This is a genomic window from Streptomyces sp. NPDC050504, from assembly GCF_044458065.1.
In the GTDB taxonomy this organism is placed as follows: Bacteria; Actinomycetota; Actinomycetes; order Streptomycetales; family Streptomycetaceae; genus Streptomyces.
Genome location: NZ_JBITHO010000004.1, coordinates 854,810 through 877,631, shown reverse-complemented (window position 1 = coordinate 877,631; position 22,822 = coordinate 854,810). Strand labels below are relative to the sequence as shown.

Annotated in this window: 19 protein-coding genes and 1 rRNA gene; 11 read left to right on the top strand and 9 right to left on the bottom strand. The window is 71.6% G+C overall.

Translation table 11 applies throughout. The features are described 5' to 3' along the window. The first annotated feature begins 156 nt into the window (after positions 1–156). Positions 157–273, top strand: a 5S ribosomal RNA gene (gene rrf, locus ACIBNE_RS19120). A gap of 105 nt (positions 274–378) precedes the next feature. Here the strand turns inward: rrf and ACIBNE_RS19115 are convergent. The 5 genes from ACIBNE_RS19115 to ACIBNE_RS19095 are packed head-to-tail and all read right to left on the bottom strand — an operon-like array spanning position 379 to position 5,849. Then, a complete protein-coding gene (locus ACIBNE_RS19115) occupies positions 379–1,689 on the bottom strand; it encodes a DUF58 domain-containing protein (protein WP_399272914.1) in 1,311 nt (436 codons plus the stop codon). A 12-nt stretch (positions 1,690–1,701) separates the two neighbouring features. Next, positions 1,702–2,694 (bottom strand): AAA family ATPase, encoded by a 993-nt coding sequence (locus tag ACIBNE_RS19110; RefSeq protein ID WP_399272911.1) that lies wholly within the window; start codon positions 2,692–2,694, stop codon positions 1,702–1,704. Next, entirely contained in the window at positions 2,691–3,878 is a 1,188-nt protein-coding gene (locus ACIBNE_RS19105) for a DUF4350 domain-containing protein (RefSeq protein ID WP_399272909.1), read from the bottom strand. The genes ACIBNE_RS19110 and ACIBNE_RS19105 overlap by 4 nt, the downstream gene beginning before the upstream one ends. After that, the gene (locus ACIBNE_RS19100) at positions 3,875–4,570 is read right to left on the bottom strand and encodes a DUF4129 domain-containing protein (RefSeq protein WP_399272907.1); all 696 of its coding nucleotides are present in this window, start codon (positions 4,568–4,570) and stop codon (positions 3,875–3,877) included. The genes ACIBNE_RS19105 and ACIBNE_RS19100 overlap by 4 nt, the downstream gene beginning before the upstream one ends. A 4-nt stretch (positions 4,571–4,574) precedes the next feature. Next, entirely contained in the window at positions 4,575–5,849 is a 1,275-nt protein-coding gene (locus ACIBNE_RS19095) for a hypothetical protein (RefSeq protein WP_399272905.1), read from the bottom strand. A gap of 146 nt (positions 5,850–5,995) precedes the next feature. Between ACIBNE_RS19095 and mtnA the strand changes: the two genes are divergently transcribed. The 7 genes from mtnA to ACIBNE_RS19060 all read left to right on the top strand — a co-directional run bounded on the left by mtnA (position 5,996) and on the right by ACIBNE_RS19060 (position 14,891). Next, positions 5,996–7,141, top strand: coding sequence for an S-methyl-5-thioribose-1-phosphate isomerase (gene mtnA / locus ACIBNE_RS19090; protein ID WP_399272903.1), 1,146 nt, complete (start codon positions 5,996–5,998; stop codon positions 7,139–7,141). 337 nt (positions 7,142–7,478) lie between these two features. Continuing rightward, on the top strand, positions 7,479–8,156 hold the full coding sequence (mtrA, locus tag ACIBNE_RS19085; protein ID WP_399272902.1) for a two-component system response regulator MtrA: 678 nt from the start codon (positions 7,479–7,481) through the stop codon (positions 8,154–8,156). A 1-nt stretch (position 8,157) separates the two neighbouring features. Next, on the top strand, positions 8,158–10,245 hold the full coding sequence (gene mtrB, locus ACIBNE_RS19080; RefSeq protein ID WP_399272900.1) for an MtrAB system histidine kinase MtrB: 2,088 nt from the start codon (positions 8,158–8,160) through the stop codon (positions 10,243–10,245). Next, complete coding sequence (locus ACIBNE_RS19075; RefSeq protein WP_399272897.1) at positions 10,235–12,097, top strand: LpqB family beta-propeller domain-containing protein; 1,863 nt, start codon at positions 10,235–10,237, stop codon at positions 12,095–12,097. Before mtrB ends, ACIBNE_RS19075 begins: the two co-directional genes overlap by 11 nt. 87 nt (positions 12,098–12,184) lie before the next feature. Further along, entirely contained in the window at positions 12,185–12,976 is a 792-nt protein-coding gene (locus ACIBNE_RS19070; RefSeq protein ID WP_399272893.1) for a ComF family protein, read from the top strand. A gap of 269 nt (positions 12,977–13,245) precedes the next feature. After that, positions 13,246–13,935 carry a ribosome hibernation-promoting factor, HPF/YfiA family gene (hpf, locus tag ACIBNE_RS19065; protein ID WP_399272892.1) on the top strand — a complete coding sequence of 230 codons (690 nt, stop codon included), beginning with the start codon at positions 13,246–13,248 and terminating at the stop codon, positions 13,933–13,935. Positions 13,936–14,129: 194 nt separating this feature from the next. Then, complete coding sequence (locus ACIBNE_RS19060; protein WP_399272890.1) at positions 14,130–14,891, top strand: response regulator; 762 nt, start codon at positions 14,130–14,132, stop codon at positions 14,889–14,891. A 53-nt stretch (positions 14,892–14,944) separates the two neighbouring features. Here ACIBNE_RS19060 and ACIBNE_RS19055 read toward each other — a convergent pair whose 3' ends face one another. Then, positions 14,945–16,114, bottom strand: coding sequence for a winged helix-turn-helix domain-containing protein (locus ACIBNE_RS19055; RefSeq protein WP_399272889.1), 1,170 nt, complete (start codon positions 16,112–16,114; stop codon positions 14,945–14,947). Between the two features lie 53 nt (positions 16,115–16,167). After that, a complete protein-coding gene (locus tag ACIBNE_RS19050; RefSeq protein WP_399272887.1) occupies positions 16,168–16,740 on the bottom strand; it encodes a GNAT family N-acetyltransferase in 573 nt (190 codons plus the stop codon). Between the two features lie 242 nt (positions 16,741–16,982). On the opposite strand from ACIBNE_RS19050, the gene secA reads away from it, so the two are divergent. Beyond that, a complete protein-coding gene (secA, locus tag ACIBNE_RS19045) occupies positions 16,983–19,814 on the top strand; it encodes a preprotein translocase subunit SecA (protein ID WP_399272885.1) in 2,832 nt (943 codons plus the stop codon). A gap of 125 nt (positions 19,815–19,939) precedes the next feature. On the opposite strand, the gene ACIBNE_RS19040 is transcribed toward secA, so the two are convergent. After that, entirely contained in the window at positions 19,940–20,404 is a 465-nt protein-coding gene (locus tag ACIBNE_RS19040; RefSeq protein ID WP_399272883.1) for an Rv3235 family protein, read from the bottom strand. Between the two features lie 303 nt (positions 20,405–20,707). Here ACIBNE_RS19040 and ACIBNE_RS19035 point away from each other — a divergent pair, with 303 nt between their 5' ends. Both ACIBNE_RS19035 and ACIBNE_RS19030 read left to right on the top strand, forming a co-directional pair. Then, positions 20,708–21,217 carry a DUF6912 family protein gene (locus ACIBNE_RS19035; protein WP_399272982.1) on the top strand — a complete coding sequence of 170 codons (510 nt, stop codon included), beginning with the start codon at positions 20,708–20,710 and terminating at the stop codon, positions 21,215–21,217. A gap of 100 nt (positions 21,218–21,317) precedes the next feature. Further along, positions 21,318–22,001 (top strand): HAD family hydrolase, encoded by a 684-nt coding sequence (locus ACIBNE_RS19030; RefSeq protein WP_399272881.1) that lies wholly within the window; start codon positions 21,318–21,320, stop codon positions 21,999–22,001. A gap of 99 nt (positions 22,002–22,100) precedes the next feature. Here ACIBNE_RS19030 and ACIBNE_RS19025 read toward each other — a convergent pair whose 3' ends face one another. Then, positions 22,101–22,667 carry a DJ-1/PfpI family protein gene (locus ACIBNE_RS19025; RefSeq protein WP_399272879.1) on the bottom strand — a complete coding sequence of 189 codons (567 nt, stop codon included), beginning with the start codon at positions 22,665–22,667 and terminating at the stop codon, positions 22,101–22,103. Positions 22,668–22,822 lie beyond the last annotated feature (155 nt).

The window sequence follows — 22,822 nt, the reverse complement described above, 5'->3', positions numbered from 1 at the left end:
AGGCCGGATGTGGAAGCCCCGTGAGGGGTGGAGCTGACCGGTACTAATAGGCCGAGGGCTTGTCCTCAGTTGCTCGCGTCCACTGTGTTGGTTCTGAAACCACGAACAGACCACAACAACGATTTGGGTTGTTGCTGGTGTTCAGTTTCATAGTGTTTCGGTGGTCATAGCGTTAGGGAAACGCCCGGTTACATTCCGAACCCGGAAGCTAAGCCTTTCAGCGCCGATGGTACTGCAGGGGGGACCCTGTGGGAGAGTAGGACGCCGCCGAACAATCATTGTGGGAGAGCCCCGCACCTTATGGTGCGGGGCTTTTCTGCGTTTACGGGGCCTTTACGGGGCCTTTCCTCGCTCTGGCATTCTGGATTCGCCCGGAGATCAGAGGCGCCCTGCGGCCTTCAAGGCCAGGTAGGCATCCGCCAGAGCCGGCGCGAGTTCGTCCGGAGTGGCGTCCACGACGATGACTCCGTGGCGCCGCAGCTTTTCGGCGGTGCGGTGGCGCTGTTCCTGCGCTTGCGAGCCTGCGGCTGCTTCGTAGACCGCTTCCACCGTGCCCCGGGCCGCTGTCATTTGCTTGATGTGAGGGTCCGCGACCGAAGCGACGAGCACCGTGTGGCGCTGTGTGAGCTGCGGGAGGACCGGCAGGAGCCCTTCCTCGACGGGGGCCTCGTCGAGGCTCGTGAGGAGTACGAGGAGGGAACGGCGTGGGGCGCTGGAGAGTGCGGCGGCGCCGAGGCCCCGTGCATCGGTCTCCACGAGTTCGGGTTCCAACGGGGCGAGCGCGTCGACCACTGCGGGCAGGACGTCGCGCGACGCGCGGCGCTGCACCCGGGCACGTACACGACGGTCGTAGGCCAGCAGATCGATACGGTCGCCCGCGCGCGAGGCCAGTGCTGTGAGGAGCAGCGCCGCGTCCATCGCGGCGTCGAGGCGGGGCACGTCACCCACGCGGCCGGCCGAGGTGCGGCCCGTGTCGAGGACGATCAGGATGTGGCGGTCCCGTTCGGGGCGCCAGGTGCGTACCGCGACGTTGGTTTGGCGGGCGGTCGCGCGCCAGTCGATGGACCGCGTGTCGTCCCCGGGAACGTAGTCGCGAAGGCTGTCGAACTCCGTGCCCTGCCCCCGGATCAGGACGCTGGTCCGACCGTCGAGCTCGCGGAGCCTGGCCAGCCGGGAAGGCAGGTGCTTGCGGCTGGCGAAGGGCGGGAGAACGCGGACGGTCCACGGGACCTTGTGGGCGCCCTGGCGGGCGGCGAGGCCCAGAGGGCCGTACGAGCGGATCGTGATGCGCTCGGAGTGATGGTCGCCCCGGCGGGTGGGCCGGAGCACGGTGGTGACGCGACGGCGTTCCCCCGCCGGGACCTCAAGCGTGTGCCGGGACGCGGCCTGCTCCGTACCCGGAAGCCAACTGCTGGGCGGCCACGCGTCGCGCAGCAGGGCGCGCAGCGGGCGTCCGGAGGGATTGGTGACGGTCAGGTGCACATCAGCGGCGTCACCCAGTCGAACTGTTGTATCGCCGGTTCGAGTGAACCGGAGCGTACGCACTGGCGCGGCCAGGGCGTAGTCGCACAGAATTGCTAGTGAGAGCGGGGCGTTGACCACGAGCATCCCTGTCCAGCTGGGCGCGAGGATGCCGACGGGGATCGAGCCGAGGGCTGCGAGGAGCGCGGTACGTCCGGTGAGGGCCACGGGGTCCGGGCCTCAGCGGGGTACGGGGACGTGGGCGAGGATCGCGGTGATGACGGAGTCCGGGGTGACTCCTTCCATCTCCGCCTCGGGGCGCAGTTGGATGCGATGGCGGAGGGTCGGCAGGGCCAGCGCCTTCACATCGTCGGGGATGACGTAGTCGCGGCCGGTGAGCCAGGCCCAGGCGCGTGCGGTGGAGAGCAGAGCGGTCGCGCCTCGTGGGGACACACCGAGAGTGAGTGAGGGGGACTCGCGGGTGGCTCGGCAGATATCGACGACATAGGCGGTGATCTCGGCGGAGACCGAGGTCTTGGAGACGGCGTCGCGGGCCGCTTCCAGGTCCTCGGGGCCGGCGGCTGGGCGAACCCCGGCTGCTTGCAGGTCGCGGGGGTTGAAGCCTTCCGCGTGGCGGGCTAGGACGTTGATCTCGTCCTCGCGTGACGGGAGGGGGACCGTCAACTTGAGTAGGAAGCGGTCCAGTTGGGCCTCGGGGAGCGGATAGGTGCCCTCGTACTCGACGGGGTTCTGGGTGGCGGCCACCAGGAAGGGGTCGGGCAGCGGGCGCGGTGTGCCGTCCACCGTGACCTGCCGCTCCTCCATCGCTTCCAGCAGCGCGGACTGGGTCTTGGGCGGGGTGCGGTTGATTTCGTCCGCGAGCAGGAGGTTGGTGAACACGGGGCCGGGCTGGAAGGAGAACTCGGAGGTGCGGGCGTCGTAGACGAGCGAACCAGTGATGTCGCCGGGCATCAGATCGGGGGTGAACTGCACGCGCTTGGTGTCCAGTTCGAGGGACGCGGCGAGAGCCCGGACCAAGAGGGTCTTGGCCACGCCGGGCACTCCTTCGAGGAGGACGTGACCCCGGCAGAGCAGGGCGACCACGAGTCCGGTGACGGCGGGGTCCTGGCCGACCACGGCCTTCGCGATCTCGGAGCGCAGGGCCTCCAGGGACGCGCGTGGATCGGCTGAGACCGCGCTGCGGGGAGCGGACTCGGGGGTCGGGGCGCTCATGAAGTGCGTACCTCTCTTTCGAGGGCGTCGAGTTGGTCGGCCAGGCGGACGAGTGCGGTGTCATCGGCGGGTGGCGGGCCGAAGAGCAGGGACTGGACGTCCCGGTCGGTGCCGCTCAGGCGGGCCGAGACCGCAGGGGTCAGGACCTCGGGGAAGTGCGCGGCCGAAAGGGGGACGCCGAGGAGCGGGGCGAGGCGCGTTCGGGCGGTCGCGCGCAGCGCGGAGGCCGCGCGGTCGCGGGCGTTGGTCTTGCGGTAGAGCCGGGCACGGCCCTCGGCCGACTCGGAGGCGCGGACGGCGACCGGGAGTCGTTCGGTGACGAGGGGGCCGAGGCGTCGAGCGCGCCAGACGGCCGCGAGTACGGCGGCGACGAACAGCTGGAACGTGCCCCAGAGCCAGCCGGACGGAATCAGATCGAAGAAGGAGCGCTCGCCGTCCTCGGCGGTGGAGCCGTCCGCGGAAGAAGGGAGGTACCAGACGAGATGCTGGCGGGAGCCGAGGAGTTGGAGCGCGAGCGAGGCGTTGCCCTGCTCGTCGAGGCTGTTGTTGTAGAGGATGTCGGGGGAGCCGAGCAGAACGGTGTCGCCGCCGCTCGCGGTCCCGTACACGAGCAGGGTGGGGAATCCCGCCCGGGGGTAGCAGGTGTGGGCGTCGGCGAGGCCCGTGGACGTGTAGCCGGTGCCGCCGAGGTCGACCTCGCCCGCGCGGCGGGCTGCGGGGAGTGCGCAGTCGGGGTCGGCGGGGGCTGCGGAAGGCACGGAGCGTGCGCGTACCCCGGGGGCCAGCGTGGTGATCGAGGGCGGGCCGGGGGCGATCAGGACGGTGCGGCCGGGGGAGTTCGCGGTTGCGGAGCGGAGTGCGGTCTGCTGGCTCTCGGTGAGCAGATCCGGGGCGGTCACCAGCAGGGTGCTGTCGGGGCCGACCGAGGTGGTGGCCTCGTCGAGGGTGGTGACGACCCGGGTGGAGACGCCCTGGGACTTGAGGAGTTCGGCGACGGCCCGGCTGCCGTACCTGTCGGTGGAGCGGGGGTCGAGGCGGCTGTGCTGTTCCCCGGAACGCAGTGCGGCCAGGGTGATGCCGGCGGTGATGAGCACGACGAGGACGAGGAGCAGCCCCCTGCTGCGGGCCCAGACCTGGTGCGCGGTGAGGGCGGTCGAGGTGGAGCGGGTGGCGCCCTCGGTCATCGAGGAGCTCCAGGGGCCCCGGGGACGGTGCCGCTCAACTGGGGCTTCGTGCGCTCCAGGTCGCGGTCCAGGTCCAGCAGACGGGTGTACGCCTGCCGGTCGGCGGTGCGGCCGCCGTATGTGATGTCGTCGAACGTCCGGGCGGCGGTGCGCAGGCGGTCGGCGTGGCCGGGGAGGGGGCGGCCCGCTTCGGCGGCGGCCTCGTCGGCGGTGCGGCCTGGGCGGGGGTCGAGCAGGGCGCGTTCTTCGAGAGAGCGGACGATGGCGCGCATCCGTTCCTGGGCGGCCTGCGTCCAGAGGCCGGCGGCGGCGTGGGCCTCGGCGGCCGAGCGGTGTTCGGCGGCGCTGCGCGGGCGGTCGTCGAAGAGGGCGGGTGCCGACGGGGCGGTACGGCGCGGGGTGCCCAGACGCCACCAGAGGGCGGCGATCAGGCCGACGGCGACGAGCACGACGACCACCAGGCCGACCGGGCCCCCGGGGGTTGCCCCGGAGGCACTGCCGAGGAGTTCCTCGACCCAGTCCCAGAACGCGTTGAAGGCGCGCTGGAGGAGACTCTGGTCGTCGTCGTACATCGGCTTGGACAGTTCCCGCTCCGCCGCCTCACGGGCGGGGAGCCGGGGCACGTCCACCGGTACGTCGCCGTCGGCGCGGAGCAGCGCCGGTGTGGTTGCCGTTGCCCCCCTCGTCGGCACCGCATCAGCTCCCGGAGGTGTCGGTGTAGCCAGGGAGGCCGGCGGCCCGGCCGAGTTCGAGGTCCAGTGCTTCGCGGCGGATGCGCTGGTCGACGTAGAGGAGGACCGTCACACCCGCGGAGATCGGGTAGGTGATCGCGGAGGCGATCACCGCGCCGATGCCCGTGATGATCAGGAAGGGCCAGCTGAGGTCGGCGTCCGACGCGGTGAGGCTGCTGATCTCGGTGCCGCCCACGAGTATGGCGATGACCATGAAGAGCAGATCGATGACCATCGTGATGATGAAGGTGATCAGCAAGGTCAGGGCCAGTACGCCGAACGTCCGCCACCAGGAGCCCTTGACGAGCTTGGCCGAGCGGCGCAGCGACGTCACGATCCCCTGGCGCTCCAGCATCAGCGCGGGGGAGGCGAGGGAGAAGCTGACCATCAGCCAGAGGACCACGCCGAGAGCGGCGAGAACACCGATGGAGGTGAGTGCGACTCCGGAACTGCCGCCGGTGAGGCTGCCAGGCAGGATGCCGACCAGCAGGACGGCCGAGGCGATCAGGGGCAGCAGCAGCGTCAGGCCCAGCAGGGGCAGCAGCCGGGGGCGGGCCTCTCGCCAGGCGTCGGAGAGGGTGACCGGGCGGCCGAGGACCGAGCGGCTGATGACCACGGTGAGCACCGCGGTGGTGAAGAGCGTGCCGATCAGACTGAGCAGCAGCACCGGGATCATGCTGATCACGCTGCTCTGCAAGGCGTCGAAGGTCTGGTCGAGGGCTTCCGCGCCGGTGGCGTCCCGGTCGATGGTGACCGGCTCGGGCATCAGGAAGCGCTGGACGAGGATGTCGCAGATCTGGACGACCACGGCGACGCCGATCGTCACGCCGAGGACCGTACGCCAGTGGGTGCGCGTCGCCGTCACGGCGCCGTCCAGGATCTCGCCGACTCCGAGCGGGCGGAGCGGAATGATTCCGGGTTTGGCCGCGGGCTGAGGTTGCCAGCCGCCCTGCTGCCAGCCGCCGTTGTTCCAGCCGCCCTGGTTGTTCCAGCCGCCGGGCCGGGGCGAACCTCCCCAGCCGGGGCCCGGGGGCGGTGGTGGGGGCGTGGGGCCGGAACCGGGGGAGCCCGGCGCGGACCACTGGCCCGGGGGCGGCTGGTTCGAGGACCACTTGGAGGCGGCGGAGCCGTTCTCGTCGGCGGGCTCGACGGGCTCGGCAGGTTCGACGGGGCGGGTACTGCCGTCCGGGCCGTCGGAGGGGGCAGATCCGGGCGATGCCCAACCCGGGCTGTCGTTCACGTCGTCCACCTCGTGGAATTGTTCGCGGGGCTCGTTCGGGGAGCGGGGTTGCCAGCCATCGTGCCACGCGCCGCCTGCGGGCGGACCTGGCCCCGCATCACCCTGGCACCTTCATTTGTGGGCGCCTTACCGGGCAGACTGGGCGGATGGCTGATCAGGACGCGCAATTCCCAGTGGGTGACGCGGTGTCTTCCCTCCCATCGCTGCGGTGGGACGAGCCGCCGGAGGGGCCCGTGCTGGTGCTCCTCGACCAGACACGACTGCCGGCCGAGGAGGTCGAGCTCGTCTGTACGGATGTGCCGGCGCTGGTGCTGGCCATCCAGACGCTGGCCGTCCGCGGAGCACCGCTGTTGGGCATCGCGGGGGCGTACGGGGTGGCGCTGGCCGCCGTGCGGGGCTACGACGTGGCGGAGGCTTCGGCGCTGCTGGAGCGGGCGCGGCCCACCGCGGTGAACCTCGGGTACGGGGTGCGGCGCGCGGTCGGGGCGTACCGGGCGGCCCTCGCGCAGGGTGCGGACCAGGAGCGGGCGGCGGCCGCGGCGCTGGCGGCGGCGCGGGAGCTGCACCGGGAGGACGCCGAGGCGAGCGGGCGGATGGCGGTTCACGGCCTGGCGCTCCTGGACGAGCTGCTGCCGGGCGGCGGCCACCGGATCCTCACGCACTGCAACACGGGCGCGCTGGTGTCGGGCGGCGAGGGCACCGCCTTCGCGGTGGCCCTGCGGGCGCACCGCGCGGGGCGGCTGCGGCGGCTGTGGGTGGACGAGACGCGACCGCTGCTCCAGGGGGCCCGGCTGACCGCCTACGAGGCGGCGCGCGCCGGGATGCCGTACAGCGTGCTCACGGACAGTGCGGCGGGGTCGCTCTTCGCCGCGGGCGAGGTGGACGCCGTGCTGATCGGCGCCGACCGGATCGCGGCGGACGGCTCGGTGGCGAACAAGGTGGGGAGCTATCCGCTCGCGGTGCTGGCCAGGTACCACCACGTGCCGTTCGTGGTGGTCGCGCCGGTCACGACCGTGGACCTGGCCACTTCGGACGGTGCGGCCATCGAGGTGGAACAGCGTCCTGGCCAGGAGGTGACGGAGTTCACCCCGCCGCAGGTTCCGGCGGCGGGAGCGGAGGCGGGGGCGATGCCCGTGGCGCCGCTGGGATCCCAGGCGTACAACCCGGCGTTCGACGTCACGCCCCCGGATCTGGTGACGGCGATCGTCACCGAGGAAGGGGTGGTCTCCCCGGTGACCGGGGGCGGTCTGGCGGAGCTGTGTGCCAGGTCGCGTCAGGTCACGATTGGTTAGTGGGGCGGTGTCGTAGTGGCGGGCCGGCCGTGCGACGACAAGCGCTGGAGTTCACGGCCTGCCCGCCGGTCGCCCGCGAGGCCGGTGGACGGGGTGTCCCGTGAAGCGGGGTGTACGGCGGGGCCGGATCACCGGGTACCGGTCTAGGCTGTGGGCCGCGCTCGTTCCGAATCAGGTCGGCGGCGGCGCGGCCAGGTGTGATGTCCGACATGCACGGCTGACATCAGCGGCCGGATATCAGGGCGGGCCCGATTGGGCGATCATGGACGCGGCTTCCTGCCCGTGACCTATCTCACCTGGGTCTTTGTGACTGATGGGGAAATGGGATGATGTCGTTATGAAGGGACGCGTCCTTGTCGTCGACGACGACACCGCACTGGCCGAGATGCTCGGCATTGTGCTGCGTGGTGAAGGTTTTGAGCCGTCTTTCGTAGCGGACGGCGACAAGGCACTGGCGGCATTCCGTGAGGCCAAGCCGGATCTCGTGCTGCTCGACCTCATGCTGCCCGGACGGGACGGCATCGAGGTCTGCAGGCTGATCCGGGCGGAGTCCGGGGTGCCGATCGTGATGCTGACGGCGAAGAGCGACACCGTCGACGTGGTGGTGGGCCTGGAGTCGGGGGCCGACGACTACATCGTCAAGCCGTTCAAGCCGAAGGAGCTGGTCGCCCGGATCCGGGCGCGGCTGCGGCGGTCCGAGGAGCCCGCGCCGGAGCAGCTGGCGATCGGGGATCTCGTGATCGACGTCGCGGGGCACTCCGTGAAGCGGGACGGGCATTCGATCGCGCTGACCCCGCTGGAGTTCGACCTGCTGGTCGCGCTCGCCCGCAAGCCGTGGCAGGTGTTCACCCGTGAGGTGCTGCTGGAGCAGGTGTGGGGGTACCGGCACGCGGCCGACACGCGGCTGGTCAACGTGCACGTGCAGCGCCTGCGTTCCAAGGTCGAGAAGGACCCGGAGCGCCCGGAGATCGTGGTGACCGTCCGAGGCGTCGGTTACAAGGCCGGGCCGAGCTGACATGTCCCGTGGCAGCACTGCTCCGAAGCCCGGGGAGCCGGGAGTCCGTGGGGGGCGGTCTGCCGGGCCCGACCGGAAGACGTCGCGCGTGAACCGGCTGCTGCAAGGCGGTCGGCTGCTCCAGGACGGGGCTCCCGGTGGGCCCGCCCTGCGGTTCTTCGTGCGCTGGGTGCGGCGTCCGCTGCTGCCAGCCCTGCGGCTGTGGCGGCGGAACATCCAGCTGAGGGTGGTGGCGGGCACGCTGCTGCTGTCGCTGGGCGTGGTGCTGCTGCTGGGACTCGTGGTCATCGGCGCGGTGCGCAACGGGCTGCTCGACGCCAAGAAGCAGGCGGCGCAGACCCAGGCCGCGGGCGGTTTCACGGCGGCGCAGGACAAGGCCGCCGTGGTGCCCGAGATACCCGGCGAGCAGGACGGCAACGGCTCCGCGAACAGGGGCACCAGCCGCAACGGCTCCTGGTCGTGGCGCTCCGAGCTGGTCGAACAGCTCGCGAGCGGCGGTCAGCGCGCCTTCGACGTGGTCGCGCTGAGCATCGAGTCGCAGGCGCCGGGGTCGAGCAGCCTGGGCGCGCGCGCCTCCGGCTACGTCGACCACACCACGAGCATCCCCGCCGACCTGCGGGAGCACGTCGCCCGGGACAACGGCACCTTCCAGGCGTACACGAGCATCGCCTACACCGAGGGCCGGGAGGCCGAGCCGGGGCTCGTGGTCGGCAAGCGCCTCAACGACATCGACGGCAACGCCTACGAGCTGTACTACCTCTTCCCGCTGACGCAGGAGGAGAAGTCGCTGAACCTGGTCAAGGGCACGCTCGCCACGGCCGGGCTGTTCGTGGTCGTGCTGCTCGGGGCCATCGCCTGGCTCATGGTGCGGCAGGTCGTCACGCCCGTACGGATGGCCGCGGGCATCGCCGAGCGGCTGTCGGCCGAGCAGCTCCAGGAGCGGATGAAGGTCACGGGCGAGGACGACATCGCCCGGCTGGGCGAGGCGTTCAACAAGATGGCGCAGAACCTCCAGCTCAAGATCCAGCAGCTGGAGGAGCTGTCGCGGATGCAGCGGCGGTTCGTCTCGGACGTCTCGCACGAGCTGCGCACGCCGTTGACGACCGTACGCATGGCGGCCGACGTCATCCACGAGGCCCGGCAGGACTTCGACCCGGTGACCGCGAGGTCGGCGGAGCTGCTGGGCGACCAGCTGGACCGGTTCGAGTCGCTGCTCTCCGACCTGCTGGAGATCAGCAGGTTCGACGCGGGCGCGGCCGCGCTGGAGGCCGAACCGGTCGACCTGCGCGAGGCCGTGCGGCGGGTCATCGGCGGCGCCGAGCCGCTGGCGGAGCGCAAGGGCACCCGGATCCGGGTGGTCGGCGACGAGCAGCCGGTGGTCGCCGAGGTGGACCCCCGGCGCATCGAGCGGGTGCTGCGCAACCTCGTCGTCAACGCCGTGGAGCACGGCGAGGGCCGGGACGTGGTGGTGCGGCTGGCGGCCGCGGGCGGTGCCGTCGCGGTGGCCGTACGGGACTACGGCGTCGGGCTCAAGCCGGGCGAGGCGACGCGGGTGTTCAACCGGTTCTGGCGCGCCGATCCGGCGCGGGCCAGGACGACCGGCGGCACGGGCCTCGGTCTTTCGATCGCCGTCGAGGACGCCAGGCTGCACGGCGGCTGGCTCCAGGCGTGGGGCGAGCCGGGCGGCGGCTCGCAGTTCCGGCTGACGCTGCCGCGCACCGCGGACGAGCCGTTGCGCGGCTCGCCGATACCGCTGGAGCCCGAGGACTCGCGGCGCGGCCGGGAGCGTGCGGGGTCCGCGCGGGGCACCGGGCGGGCCAAGGAGAACGCGCTGCTGCTGACGTCCGTGCCCGCCCAGTCGGCGGCGGACCGCTCGCCCCTTCCCGTACCGCCGAAGCCCGCCCCCGCGGGGGTGGATCCGACGGCCCTGCCGGGCAACGGCGCGCGCGTGGTGCCCAGGGCCGCGGAACAGCGGCCGGAACAGGGCCATGGGCAGGAACAGGGCCAGGGGCAGGGGCACGGGCCGGTGCAGGGGCGGTCGGAGCATGCGGGTGGAGAACCTCGGGAGGAGACGCCTCGTGGCCAGTGAGGGGAAGGCGCGCGGCATCCGGCTGACCGCACTGCTCGGCTGCGGCTCGGTGCTGCTCGCCGGGTGCGCGTCGATGCCGGACAGCGGGGGCGTGGAGCCGGTCGAGGCGTCCAGGCCGGGGGACTCGCAGGTACGGGTGTACGGGGTGCCGCCCCGCGAGGGCGCGCAGCCCGGGGACATCGTCGAGGGCTTCCTCGGCGCGATGACCAGTGACGACCCCAACTTCGCCACGGCCAGGAAGTACCTGACGAAGCAGGCGTCCAAGAGCTGGAAGCCCGACGCGGGCGTCGTCGTGCTGGCCGAGCCGCCCCTCGTGCCGAGCAACCCGTCCGAACAGCGGGGCCCGGGGCTGAGCACCTTCGGGTACGCCCTCAGGGGGACGCAGATCGCGCGGGTCGACGAGCAGCGGGCGTACCAGCCGAAGAAGGTCAGGTACACCGCGCCCAGGCCGCTGCTGCTGGTGAAGGACAAGGGCGCGGGCGGCAGCAAGGACGGCGAGTGGCGCATCGACTCGCTGCCGGACGGCCTGCTGCTCGGACAGTCCGACTTCCAGCGCCTCTACCGGTCGGCCAACACCTACTACTTCGCCGACGACCGGCGGCAGCTGGTCGCGGACCCGATCTACGTACGGAAGCGGACCGACCCCTCCACGCTGATGGACTCGGCGACCCAGACCGTCGAGGCGCTGCTCGACGGCCCGTCCAGCTGGCTCAGGCACGCGGTCAACTCGCGCTTCCCCACCGGCGTCGCGCTGAAGAAGGACACCAAGTCGCTGGAGCTGAACGACCAGAACGTGGTCAAGGTGCAGCTCAACGAGAAGGCGGACAACGTCGGCCGCAAGGCCTGCGAGGACATGGCCGCCCAAGTGCTGTTCACGCTGCGCGACCTGACGCTGCCCCGGATCGAGGAGGTGCAGCTCCTGCGCTCCGAGGGGTCCAGCCTCTGCAACCTCAGCAGCAACCAGGCGAGCGTGTACGCGGCGGACGGCACGTCGGCGGGCAGCGGCGGCAGTCGGCGCTACTTCCTGGACGAGCAGCGGCACTTGAGGCTGCTCGACAAGAAGGCCAAGGACGGCGGCGTCCTGGTGTCCGGGCCGTTCGGCGAGGGCGAGGCGCGGTTGCTGGACGCCGCGGTGTCCCACGACGAGCAGCGTGCCGCGGGCGTCTCGCTCGACGGCACCTCGCTCCACGTGGCGTCCATCATCGACGGGGAGCAGCTCGGCCCCGCGCTGCTGAAGAGCACGGGCAAGGACCAGAAGACCCGTCTCTCGGCGCCCAGTTGGGACGGCGTGGACCACGGCAACCTGTGGGTGGCCGACCGCGATCCGCTGCGGCCGAGGCTGCTGCGGTTCGCCAACGGCGAGGGGCCGCCGCAGCTGGTGAAGCTGCCCGACCTGGGCGGAGCCCGCATCGAGGAGCTCAAGGTGTCGGCCGACGGGGTGCGGATCGCGCTGCTGCTGCGTTCCGAGAAGGGGCAGCAGACCCTGAAGCTCGGCCGGGTGCAGCCGCCGAAGACCGCCGGTGACAAGGACTTCGAGGTGGACGGACTGCGTGACGCGGCCCCGCAGATGGCGGAGGTCACGGCGATGTCGTGGGCGGGCCGCAGCAAGCTGGTGGTGGTCGGCAGGGAGAGCGGCGGCGTCCAGCAGGTGCGCTACATGCAGATGGACGGCTCGCCAGCGGTCGCGGGGCTGCTGCCGGGCGTGAACCAGGTGACGACGATCGCCGCGTCGGACAACGACAAGCAGCCGCTGCTCGCCCATTCCAGGGACGACGGCATCGTTGAGCTGCAGCCGGGCGGGAACTGGCAGCAGGTGACCAAGAGCGGGAATTCACCGATCTATCCGGGGTAGGCGCCTTCCGTACGGTCGCCGAAGGGGCCCGCTGCCCGGTTTTCCACAGGGGTGGTACGTCGGCGTCCACGTTGGCACAGTGGTGGCATGCGCGGATGGTGGCGGGAAATCGCCGGTCTGGTGCTGCCGGTGGCCTGTGGCGGCTGCGGCAGGCCGCGTACGCCGCTGTGCGAGGAGTGCGGTCGGCTGCTGTACGGGGCCGTGCCGCGCCGGGTCAGCCCCGACCCGGTGCCGGCGGGGCTGCCGCCGGTGTACGCGGTGGCGCCGTACGCGGACGCGGTGCGGTCGGTGCTGCTGGCGCACAAGGAGCGGGGTGCGCTGGGGCTCGCGGGGGTGCTGGGAGTGGCGCTCGCCGGGGCCGTCAGAGCGGCGGACTCCGGCGCGGGCGCCGACGAGGGCGCCGACGAGGGCGTGGTCCAGGACCGGGGCTCGGGCGCGGGGTGCGGCGGTGCGCTGCTCCTGGTGCCCGTGCCGTCCGCGCGGCGGGCCACCCGGGCGCGCGGGCACGATCCGGTGCGCAGGGTCGCCGTGGCCGCGGCCGGTGAGCTGCGCCGCCGCGGGGTGCGGGCCAGGGTGCTGCCCGTGCTGCGGCAGCGCCGCCGGGTGGCCGACCAGGCGGGCCTGGGCGCCCGGCAGAGGCGGGAGAACCTCTCTGGGGCCCTGGAGGCGGTCGGCGGGGCCGGGCGGCTGCTGTCCGGCGGGCGGACCGTCCTGGTGGACGACCTGATGACGACCGGGGCGTCGCTGGCCGAGGCGGCGCGGGCGGTCGGCGCGGCGCGGACGCCCGGGGCGGCGCGTTGGCAATTTCCTGCAAACGGACGTCCTTGTGCGGCGGTGATTGCCGCATCGCCGTTATCTTTCGGAATAAACCGGAACTGATAGAGAAGTTCCAACGTTGCAGGTAGTGAGCGGGTAAAAACACCTGAACGGAGGTACACCTCCGCAGCAGGTGCCGACACCCGTCCGAGCAAGCTATGTTCGGTTGTAAGGATTGGCGAATGCCAGGAATTCGGGGGTGGAAACCCTCCCGACGGGGGAGGAGGAGGTGAAGTCGCCAAGTCCGAGGCCCCGGCCGTGGCTGCCGGAGCCTGGTGCGAAAAGGGAGATGCTCCGCCGTCCGGCGGAGTGATCCGGGAACGGAGTTCTGCGTGGACATCGTCGTCAAGGGCCGCAAGACAGAGGTGCCGGAGCGGTTCCGCAAGCACGTGGCCGAGAAACTGAAGCTGGACAAGATCCAGAAGTTCGACGGCAAGGTGATCAGCCTCGACGTCGAGGTGTCCAAGGAGCTAAACCCCCGTCAGGCGGACCGTTCGGACCGGGTGGAGATCACGCTCCGTACGCGTGGTCCGGTCATCCGGGCGGAAGCGGCCGCAGGCGACCCGTACGCAGCGCTGGACCTGGCCACCGGAAAGCTGGAGGCGCGGCTGCGCAAGCAGCACGACAAGCGCGCCAGCCGCCGGGGCAACGGCAGGCGCTCGGCCGCCGAGGTCGCCGACAGCGTGGCGGGCGCGGCAACCCTCAACGGCGACGGCTCGATCGCCGTGGAAGAGACCGACGAGGCCGTCCCCACCACCAGGATGGGCTCGCTCGAAGTGCAGGGCGAGGGACCGCTGGTGGTGCGCGAGAAGACGCACGTCGCGGCTCCGATGTCGCTCGACCAGGCGCTCTACGAGATGGAGCTGGTCGGGCACGACTTCTATCTGTTCGTCGACTCCGAGACCAAGGAACCCGCCGTCGTCTACCGGCGCCACGCCTACGACTACGGTGTCATCAACCTGCGGACCGACCCGCTGGCCGGTCCCGAAGCGGGCGGCGCCGGAGGCGCGCTCGGCGGCTGACGCCTTGGTGGTGGTGCCCCTGGAGCGCTCGTGCGCCCCCAGGGGCACCACCGTGCGACCACAGGGGCACTTGACCGTCGTCCGGGCATGGAATCATGGCGTCGCGAGCCAATCGGTGTTCTCTGCACTGTGGTTGGCAGGGCAGGCACGGACACCACATGAACTTCAGGCCATGGCCTTCAGGGGGAGGAACGATGGCGGACAGCTTCGGCCCGATGCGCGGCGCGCGCCACCACCACGCCGATCACGATGCGGCCGGAGGCGAGGGTGCCGACGCGGGCGCGGGGTCGCGCAAGGAGCCGATCCGGGTCCTCGTCGTGGACGACCACGCCCTGTTCCGCCGGGGCCTGGAGATCGTCCTCGCCCAGGAGGAGGACATCCAGGTCGTCGGCGAGGCGGGGGACGGGGCGGAGGCGGTCGACAAGGCCGCGGACCTGCTGCCCGACATCGTCCTGATGGACGTGCGGATGCCCAAGCGGGGCGGGATCGAGGCGTGCACCTCCATCAAGGAGGTGGCGCCCAGCGCGAAGATCATCATGCTGACCATCAGCGACGAGGAAGCCGATCTCTACGACGCGATCAAGGCGGGGGCCACGGGGTACCTGCTGAAGGAGATCTCCACGGACGAGGTCGCCACGGCGATCCGCGCGGTGGCCGACGGACAGTCGCAGATCAGCCCCTCGATGGCGTCGAAGCTGCTCACCGAGTTCAAGTCGATGATCCAGCGCACCGACGAACGGCGGCTGGTGCCCGCGCCCCGGCTCACCGACCGGGAGCTGGAGGTGCTGAAGCTGGTGGCCACCGGGATGAACAACCGCGACATCGCGAAGGAACTGTTCATTTCCGAGAACACCGTCAAGAACCACGTGCGGAACATCCTGGAGAAGCTGCAGCTGCACTCCAGGATGGAGGCGGTGGTGTACGCGATGCGGGAGAAGATCCTCGAAATCCGGTGAGGCGGGGCGGGGGGGGGGGGGGGCGCCCCCCCCCCCCCCCGCCCCCCGCCTCGCTAGCTCAGGGCCTTCGTCAGCGGGGCGTGGAGTTCCCTCGGGGTGACCTGGTCCGCCCTCACCTGGGTGCAGCCCACCCACGTCGCCGCCTCCTTCAGGGCCTGGGCCATGGCCGGGACCGCCTTCGGGGAGTCCAGGGAGACCTGGCGGGCCACCAGGGTCGTGCCGCTGCGGGCCGGGTCCGCCCGGCCCACCAGACGGCCGCCCGCGAGCAGGGGCATCGCGAAGTAGCCGTGCACGCGCTTGGGCTTGGGCACGTACGCCTCCAGGCGGTGCGTGAAGCCGAAGACGCGCTCCGTGCGCGGGCGCTCCCAGATCAGGGAGTCGAAGGGGGAGAGCAGCGTCGTGCGGTGACGGCCCCTGGGCACGGTCGCCAGGGCCGCCGGATCGGCCCACGCGGGCTTCCCCCAGCCCTCGACCGCGACCGGGACGAGGCCGGAATCCGCGATCACCGCGTCGAACTGCTCGGCCTTGATGCGGTGGTAGTCCGCGATGTCCGAGCGCGTGCCCACCCCCAGCGCCTCGCCCGCCAGCCGGACCAGGCGGCGCAGGCACTCCGCGTCGGACGGGTCCTGGGACAGGAAGCGCTCGGGGATCGCGCGCTCCGCCAGGTCGTACACGCGCTTCCAGCCCCTGCGCTCCGTGCACACCACCTCGCCGTACATCAGCGCACGCTCGACGGCGACCTTCGACTCGGACCAGTCCCACCACTCGCCGCCGTTCTTCGCGCCGCCCAGTTCCGTGGCGGTCAGCGGGCCCTCGGCGCGCAGCTGCGAGATCACCGCCTTGTACGCGGCGTCCGGGAGGTCGTGGTGCCACTGCGGGCGGTCGCGGTAGGCGCGGCGGCGGAACGCGAAGTGCGGCCATTCCTCGACGGGGAGGATGCAGGCCGCGTGCGACCAGTACTCGAAGGCGTGCGGCTCGGGCGCGGGCGACCAGTACGCCTCCTCGACCGCCGCGCGGGGGACGGCGCCCAGCCTGGCGTACGGGATCAGCTCGTGGGAGCGGGCCAGCACGGAGATCGTGTCCAGCTGGACCGCGCCGAGGTGGCGCAGCACGCCCCGCGCGCCCGCCCTGCGGTCGGGCGCGCCCAGGAAGCCCTGGGCCCGCAGCGCGATCCTGCGGGCCTCGTCGGCGGAGAGTTCCATCGTGGTCGCGGTCGTGGTCATGGGGGGACTCTAGGCGGTGGGTACGACAGTCGGCCCCCCGGCGGGGGCGGGGCTCAAGGGCGGGCGGGCAGGTACGGGTTGGCGTTCGGGAGCCCGAGGTCGGAGGGGAGCAGGGCGCCGATCCAGGCGTCGCGCCGCGTGCCCTTGTTCAGCAGGCCGGAGCGCTGCGTGCCCTCCAGGACGAAGCCGACCCGCTCGGCCACCGCGCGCGACGGCTCGTTGCCGATCTCGGCGCGCCACTCCAGGCGGTCCGCGCGCAGCTCGGTGAACGCCCAGTGGGCGGCGGCCAGCACCGCCTCGGTCATGTAGCCGCGGCCGCGGTGCTCCTTCGCGAGCCAGAAGCCGACCTCGTACGTGCCGGGGGTGCGGGCGCTGATGCCGACCGCCGCGGCCAGCGGGCCGTCGGCGCCGACGTGGACGGCGAAGGCGTACTCCGTGTCGTCGCGCCAGCCGTTCGGCACCATCACGCCGGTGAAGAACTCGGCGTCGGCCCGGGTGTACGGCGAGGGGACGACCGTCCAGCGCTGGATGTCCGGGTCCTGGCACGCCGCGTGGGCGGCCTCGGTGTCGGCCGGGGTGAAGGCGCGCAGGAACAGGCGCTCGGTGGTGAGGGTGATCGGCTCCATGTACGGATTCTGGTGAATCGAGTGGTGGCCCGCGAATGCATTTCGGGGTTTTCGGCACCTTCGGGGGGCCTCGGCCGTTCTCCTTGTACGGGGGCCCTGCCCCCGACGCGGCGGCGGCCCTCCCGACGCGGCGCGGTCCTCGCTTACGATGGCCGTTGCGGTGGGGTCCACCTGCCGTGCCCGTGCCAGAGTCCATCACACGACCCCGTGCCCAGGCCCGACCGGCAAGGAGACCAGCCTCAGTGTCCGTCTTCAACAAGCTCATGCGTGCAGGCGAAGGCAAGATCCTGCGCAAACTGCACCGCATCGCGGACCAGGTCAACTCCATCGAAGAGGACTTCGTCAACCTCTCCGACGCCGAGTTGCGGGCGCTCACCGATGAGTACAAGGAGCGTTACGCCGACGGCGAGAGCCTCGACGACCTGCTCCCCGAGGCCTTCGCGACCGTCCGCGAAGCCGCCAAGCGAGTGCTCGGTCAGCGCCACTACGACGTACAGCTGATGGGTGGTGCCGCGCTGCACCTCGGGTACGTCGCCGAGATGAAGACCGGTGAGGGCAAGACCCTCGTCGGCACCCTCCCGACGTACCTGAACGCGCTCTCCGGCAAGGGCGTGCACCTGATCACGGTCAACGACTACCTCGCCGAGCGCGACTCCGAGATGATGGGCCGGGTCCACAAGTTCCTGGGCCTGTCCGTCGGCTGCATCCTGGCGAACATGACGCCGGCGCAGCGCCGGGAGATGTACGGCTGCGACATCACGTACGGCACCAACAACGAGTTCGGCTTCGACTACCTGCGCGACAACATGGCGTGGTCGCAGGACGAGCTGGTGCAGCGCGGCCACAACTTCGCGGTGGTCGACGAGGTCGACTCGATCCTCGTCGACGAGGCCCGCACGCCGCTGATCATCTCCGGCCCCGCCGACCAGGCGACCAAGTGGTACGGCGACTTCGCCAAGCTGGTCAGGCGCCTGGACAAGGGCGAGGCCGGCGTCCCGCTGAAGGGCATCGAGGAGACCGGCGACTACGAGGTCGACGAGAAGAAGCGCACCGTCGCCATCCACGAGGCCGGTGTCGCCAAGGTCGAGGACTGGCTGGGCATCGACAACCTGTACGAGTCGGTGAACACCCCGCTCGTCGGTTACCTGAACAACGCCATCAAGGCCAAGGAACTGTTCAAGAAGGACAAGGACTACGTCGTCATCGACGGCGAAGTCATGATCGTCGACGAGCACACCGGCCGTATCCTCGCCGGCCGCCGCTACAACGAGGGCATGCACCAGGCGATCGAGGCGAAGGAAGGGGTGGACATCAAGGACGAGAACCAGACGCTCGCCACGATCACCCTGCAGAACTTCTTCCGCCTCTACGGCAAGCTGTCGGGCATGACCGGTACGGCCATGACCGAGGCCGCCGAGTTCCACCAGATCTACAAGCTCGGCGTGGTGCCGATCCCGACGAACAAGCCGATGGTCCGCAAGGACCAGTCGGACCTGATCTACCGCACCGAGGTCGCGAAGTTCGCCGCGGTCGTCGACGACATCGCGGAGAAGCACGAGAAGGGCCAGCCGATCCTGGTCGGCACGACCTCCGTCGAGAAGTCGGAGTACCTCTCGCAGCAGCTCTCCAAGCGCGGCATCCAGCACGAGGTGCTCAACGCCAAGCAGCACGACCGGGAGGCGACGATCGTCGCCCAGGCCGGCCGCAGGGGCGCGGTGACCGTCGCCACGAACATGGCCGGACGAGGCACCGACATCAAGCTCGGCGGCAACCCCGACGACCTCGCCGAGGCCGAGCTGCGCCAGCGGGGCCTCGACCCCGAGGAGCACATCGAGGAGTGGGCGGCCGCGCTGCCCGCCGCCCTGGAGAAGGCCGAGCAGTCGGTCAAGTCGGAGTTCGAAGAGGTCAAGAAGCTCGGCGGGCTCTACGTGCTGGGCACCGAGCGGCACGAGTCGCGCCGCATCGACAACCAGCTGCGCGGCCGTTCCGGCCGTCAGGGCGACCCGGGCGAGTCCCGGTTCTACCTCTCCCTCGGCGACGACCTGATGCGCCTGTTCAAGGCCCAGATGGTCGAGCGCGTGATGTCCATGGCGAACGTGCCGGACGACGTGCCGATCGAGAACAAGATGGTGACCAGGGCGATCGCCTCCGCGCAGTCGCAGGTCGAGCAGCAGAACTTCGAGACGCGCAAGAACGTCCTGAAGTACGACGAGGTGCTCAACCGCCAGCGCGAGGTCATCTACGGCGAGCGCCGCCGCGTCCTGGAGGGCGAGGACCTGCAGGAGCAGATCAAGCACTTCATGGACGACACCATCGACGACTACATCCGCCAGGAGACCGCAGAGGGCTTCGCGGAGGAGTGGGACCTCGACCGGCTGTGGGGCGCGTTCAAGCAGCTCTACCCGGTGAAGGCCTCGGTCGACGAGCTGGAGGAGGCGGCCGGGGACCGCGCGGGCATCACCGCCGAGTTCATCGCCGAGTCCGTCAAGGACGACATCCACGAGCAGTACGAGGAGCGCGAGAAGCAGCTCGGCTCGGACATCATGCGCGAGCTGGAGCGGCGCGTGGTCCTGTCGGTGCTGGACCGCAAGTGGCGCGAGCACCTCTACGAGATGGACTACCTCCAGGAGGGCATCGGCCTCCGTGCCATGGCGCAGAAGGACCCGCTGGTCGAGTACCAGCGCGAGGGCTTCGACATGTTCAACGCCATGATGGAGGGCATCAAGGAGGAGTCCGTCGGCTACCTGTTCAACCTGGAGGTCCAGGTCGAGCAGCAGGTCGAGGAGGTCCCCGTGACCGACTCCGCCGAGGGCGGCAAGACCTCGCTTTCCAAGGAGGACGCGGTTCCGGCCGCCGCGCGCCCGGAGATCCGCGCCAAGGGCCTGGACGCGCCGCAGCGCCCGGACCGGCTGCACTTCTCCGCGCCGACCGTGGACGGCGAGGGCGGTGTCGTCGAGGGCGACTTCGAGAACGGCGAGGCCAACGGGCCGACCCGGTCCGCCGCCGACGGGATGACCCGGGCGGAGCGGCGCAAGGCGCAGAAGGGCGGCGGCGGGCGCCGTCGCAAGAAGTGACGTAACGGCGGCACCGCCGGCTCTCGGGCCGGGTCGGGCACCCCTTCGGGGGCCCGGCCCGGCCCGTTCGTCTTCAGCCGCGGGCCCTCGGCGCGGGACGCGCCCGCCGCTTCGGACGCGGGCGCTCAGCAGAGGACGCGCCCGCCGCCCACTTCCACCGCCGCGCAGCGCCAGCGCTGGTCCGCGCCCTGTTCCAGGCGGAACGCCATCGCCCGCACCTGCTCGCCCGCCGCGATCCTGGCGAACGCCTCGATGACGCCCGGCCCCATGCGGTGCGCGTCGCACCTGCGGACCACGGGGCGGGTGCCGCGGGCCCTGAGCGGGGTGCGCGGGGCCAGGACGACCAGCTGCTGGTACGCCGGGCCGATGGTCTGGTTGAGCATCCAGTGGACGGGACGCTGGCCGCTGAGGACCGCCAGCAGCTTCTCCGCGAACACCTCGTGCGGGGTGGGGACGCGGCGGCGGAGCACGGACGGGCCTCCCGGCGGCCTGCGCCGGTCGTGGCGGCCCCCTGGGCGGGTCCTGCCGTCGGGGCGGGCCCCGCTGTCGGGCCTGGTCCTGTCGAATCGGGTCCTGTCGGGCGTGGTCATCTCGGTCAGCCCCCGCTGCGCCGGGCCCGGCTGCGATACCGGGCGGTAACTTTCTGTCGACCGACCTTCTACGGGGGGTGGCGAGGGGCCCGCAAGGCGCGTGCGGCGGGCGGGGAGGGCGCCGTACGCATCACCTATCCGGGTGGCGGGCCGACCGGGCGGGGCCTTCGCGCGGGGTTCGGGCGGCGTCCGGGTGGACGGCGGCGGGGGAGGGAGCGGTCAGCCCGAAGGGGGACTCCGGACGTATCCTGAGGGCTCTCATCGAAGCTGTTGCCGACGTTGATGACGGAAGTGGTTCTGGCCATGCGCGTGTACGTCCCCCTGACCCTGTCCGGGCTCGCAGCGGCGCACCGCGCGGGCGAACTGGGCGCGGGGCCGCTCGTCGCGTACGCGGTGACGCCCGGTCTGCGCGAGTGGTACGTCTCCGAGGACATCGAGGAGCTGGAGTACGCCGCGCTCAGCCGGGCCGCCGCGGCGTCGCTGCGGCTGCTCGCCGCGGACCCGGAGGCCGCGCGGCGGCGGGTCGTGGTGGCCGTGGACGTCGCCGACGGGGGCGTGAGCCCGGCTTCCGCCGTGGGCGGCGGGCCCGGTGCGCTCGGCGAGGTGCGGATCGTGGGGGGCGTGCCGCTGGCGAAGGCGGCGGCGGTGCACGTGGACTCGGGCGACGCCGAGGAGGACGTACGGGCCGCGGCGGCCGCCGCCGAGGCGGCGGACGGCGGGGACGACGACGCGCAGTTCACGGTGGACGGCGCGGAGGACCACGAGCTGCTGTGGTTCGGGATCCAGGAGATTCCGGCGCTGGTGGGGGCCTGAGGGGACGCCTTCGGCCCCGGCACTCGGGTGCGGGGTCGGGCTCGGGCCGCCGGACCGGGCTCCGGGGCGGGTTGTCAGTGGCTGCGGGTACCTTCCTTGCATGGGGAAGCACCACGCGCATTTGGTCTGGGACTGGAACGGCACCCTCTTCGACGACACCGACGCGGTCATCGGGGCGACGAACGCCGCGTTCGCCGAGCTGGGGCTCGAACCGATCACGCTTGAGCGGTACCGGGAGCTGTACTGCGTGCCCGTGCCGCTCTTCTACGAGCGGTTGATGGGGCGGCTGCCCACGGACGAGGAATGGCTGGTCATGGACGCCGCCTTCCACCGGCACTACTGGGCGCGCGCCGACGCCTGCGGGCTCACCGCGGGGGCGGCCGAGCTGCTCGCGGAGCGGCAGGCGGCCGGGCGCACGCAGTCGCTGCTGTCGCTCGCGCCGCACGAGCACCTGATACCGATCGTGCGGCGGCACGGCATCGAGGAGCGGTTCCTGCGGGTGGACGGGCGCGTGGGGGCGTCATCGGCGGGCAAGGCGGAGCACATGGTGCGGCACCTCGCGGAGCTGGTGTCCGCGGTGGACGGCGGGCTGGCGCCGGAGCGGGTCGTCGTCATCGGGGACGCGGCGGACGACGCGGTGGCCGCGGCGCACGTGGGGGCGCGGGCGGTGCTCTACACCGGGGGGTCGCACAGCCGGGCGAGCCTTGAGGTGGTGGGGGTGCCGGTCGTGGACTCGTTGGCCGAGGCGGTCGCGTTGGCGGAGGAAGTGGGGGCGGCGGGGTAGCGGGGGCGGTTCCCGGCGGGGCGGACGGGGGTTCGGGGGCGAGCCCGCTCGGGCCGTACGCGTCCGCTCGGCCCGAGCGCGCCCGCCGCGCCCGTCCGGTTACGTCACCGGGGCCTTCGCCCTCAGGACCGTGAGGAACTCCCGCATCCAGGCCGGGTGGTCCGGCCACGCCCTGGAGGAGACCAGGGTGCCGTCCACCACCACCTCGACGTCCTGGAAGTCCGCTCCCGCCGCCTGCATGTCCAGTTCCAGCGCCGGGTACGCCGTCACCCTGCGGCCGTTCAGCGCGCCCGTCGCCGCCGTCAGCAGCGGGCCGTGGCAGATCTGGGCCACGGGCTTGTCCGCGTCGAAGAAGGACTTGAGGATCTTGCGGAGCTCGGGGTCGTTGCGCAGGTACTCGGGGGCCCGGCCGCCCGGGATCACCAGGGCGGCGTACTCGCCCGGGTCGACTTCGGAGAAGGCCAGGTCGGCGGGCCAGGTGTAGCCCGGCTTCTCGGTGTACGTGTCGAAGCCCGGTTCGAAGTCGTGCACCACCAGGCGGAGCGTCTTGCGGGTGGGCGCCGCGACGTGGACCTCGTAGCCCTCCTCGCGCAAACGCTGGTACGGATAGAGGACTTCCAGGGACTCCGCCGCGTCTCCGGTGATCATCAGGACCTTGGCTGCCATGCCGACCCACTCTCTCGTCGTTCCGTACCGGCCAAAGTGCATCGCTCCGGCGAGTTTGCCAAGAGGGCGTATCGCGCTGTCCAGAGTGTCAAAGTTCAGGGTCGAGTTTTGTACACATACAGACCATGACGGGTCGGGGGTCGGGGGAGATAGCC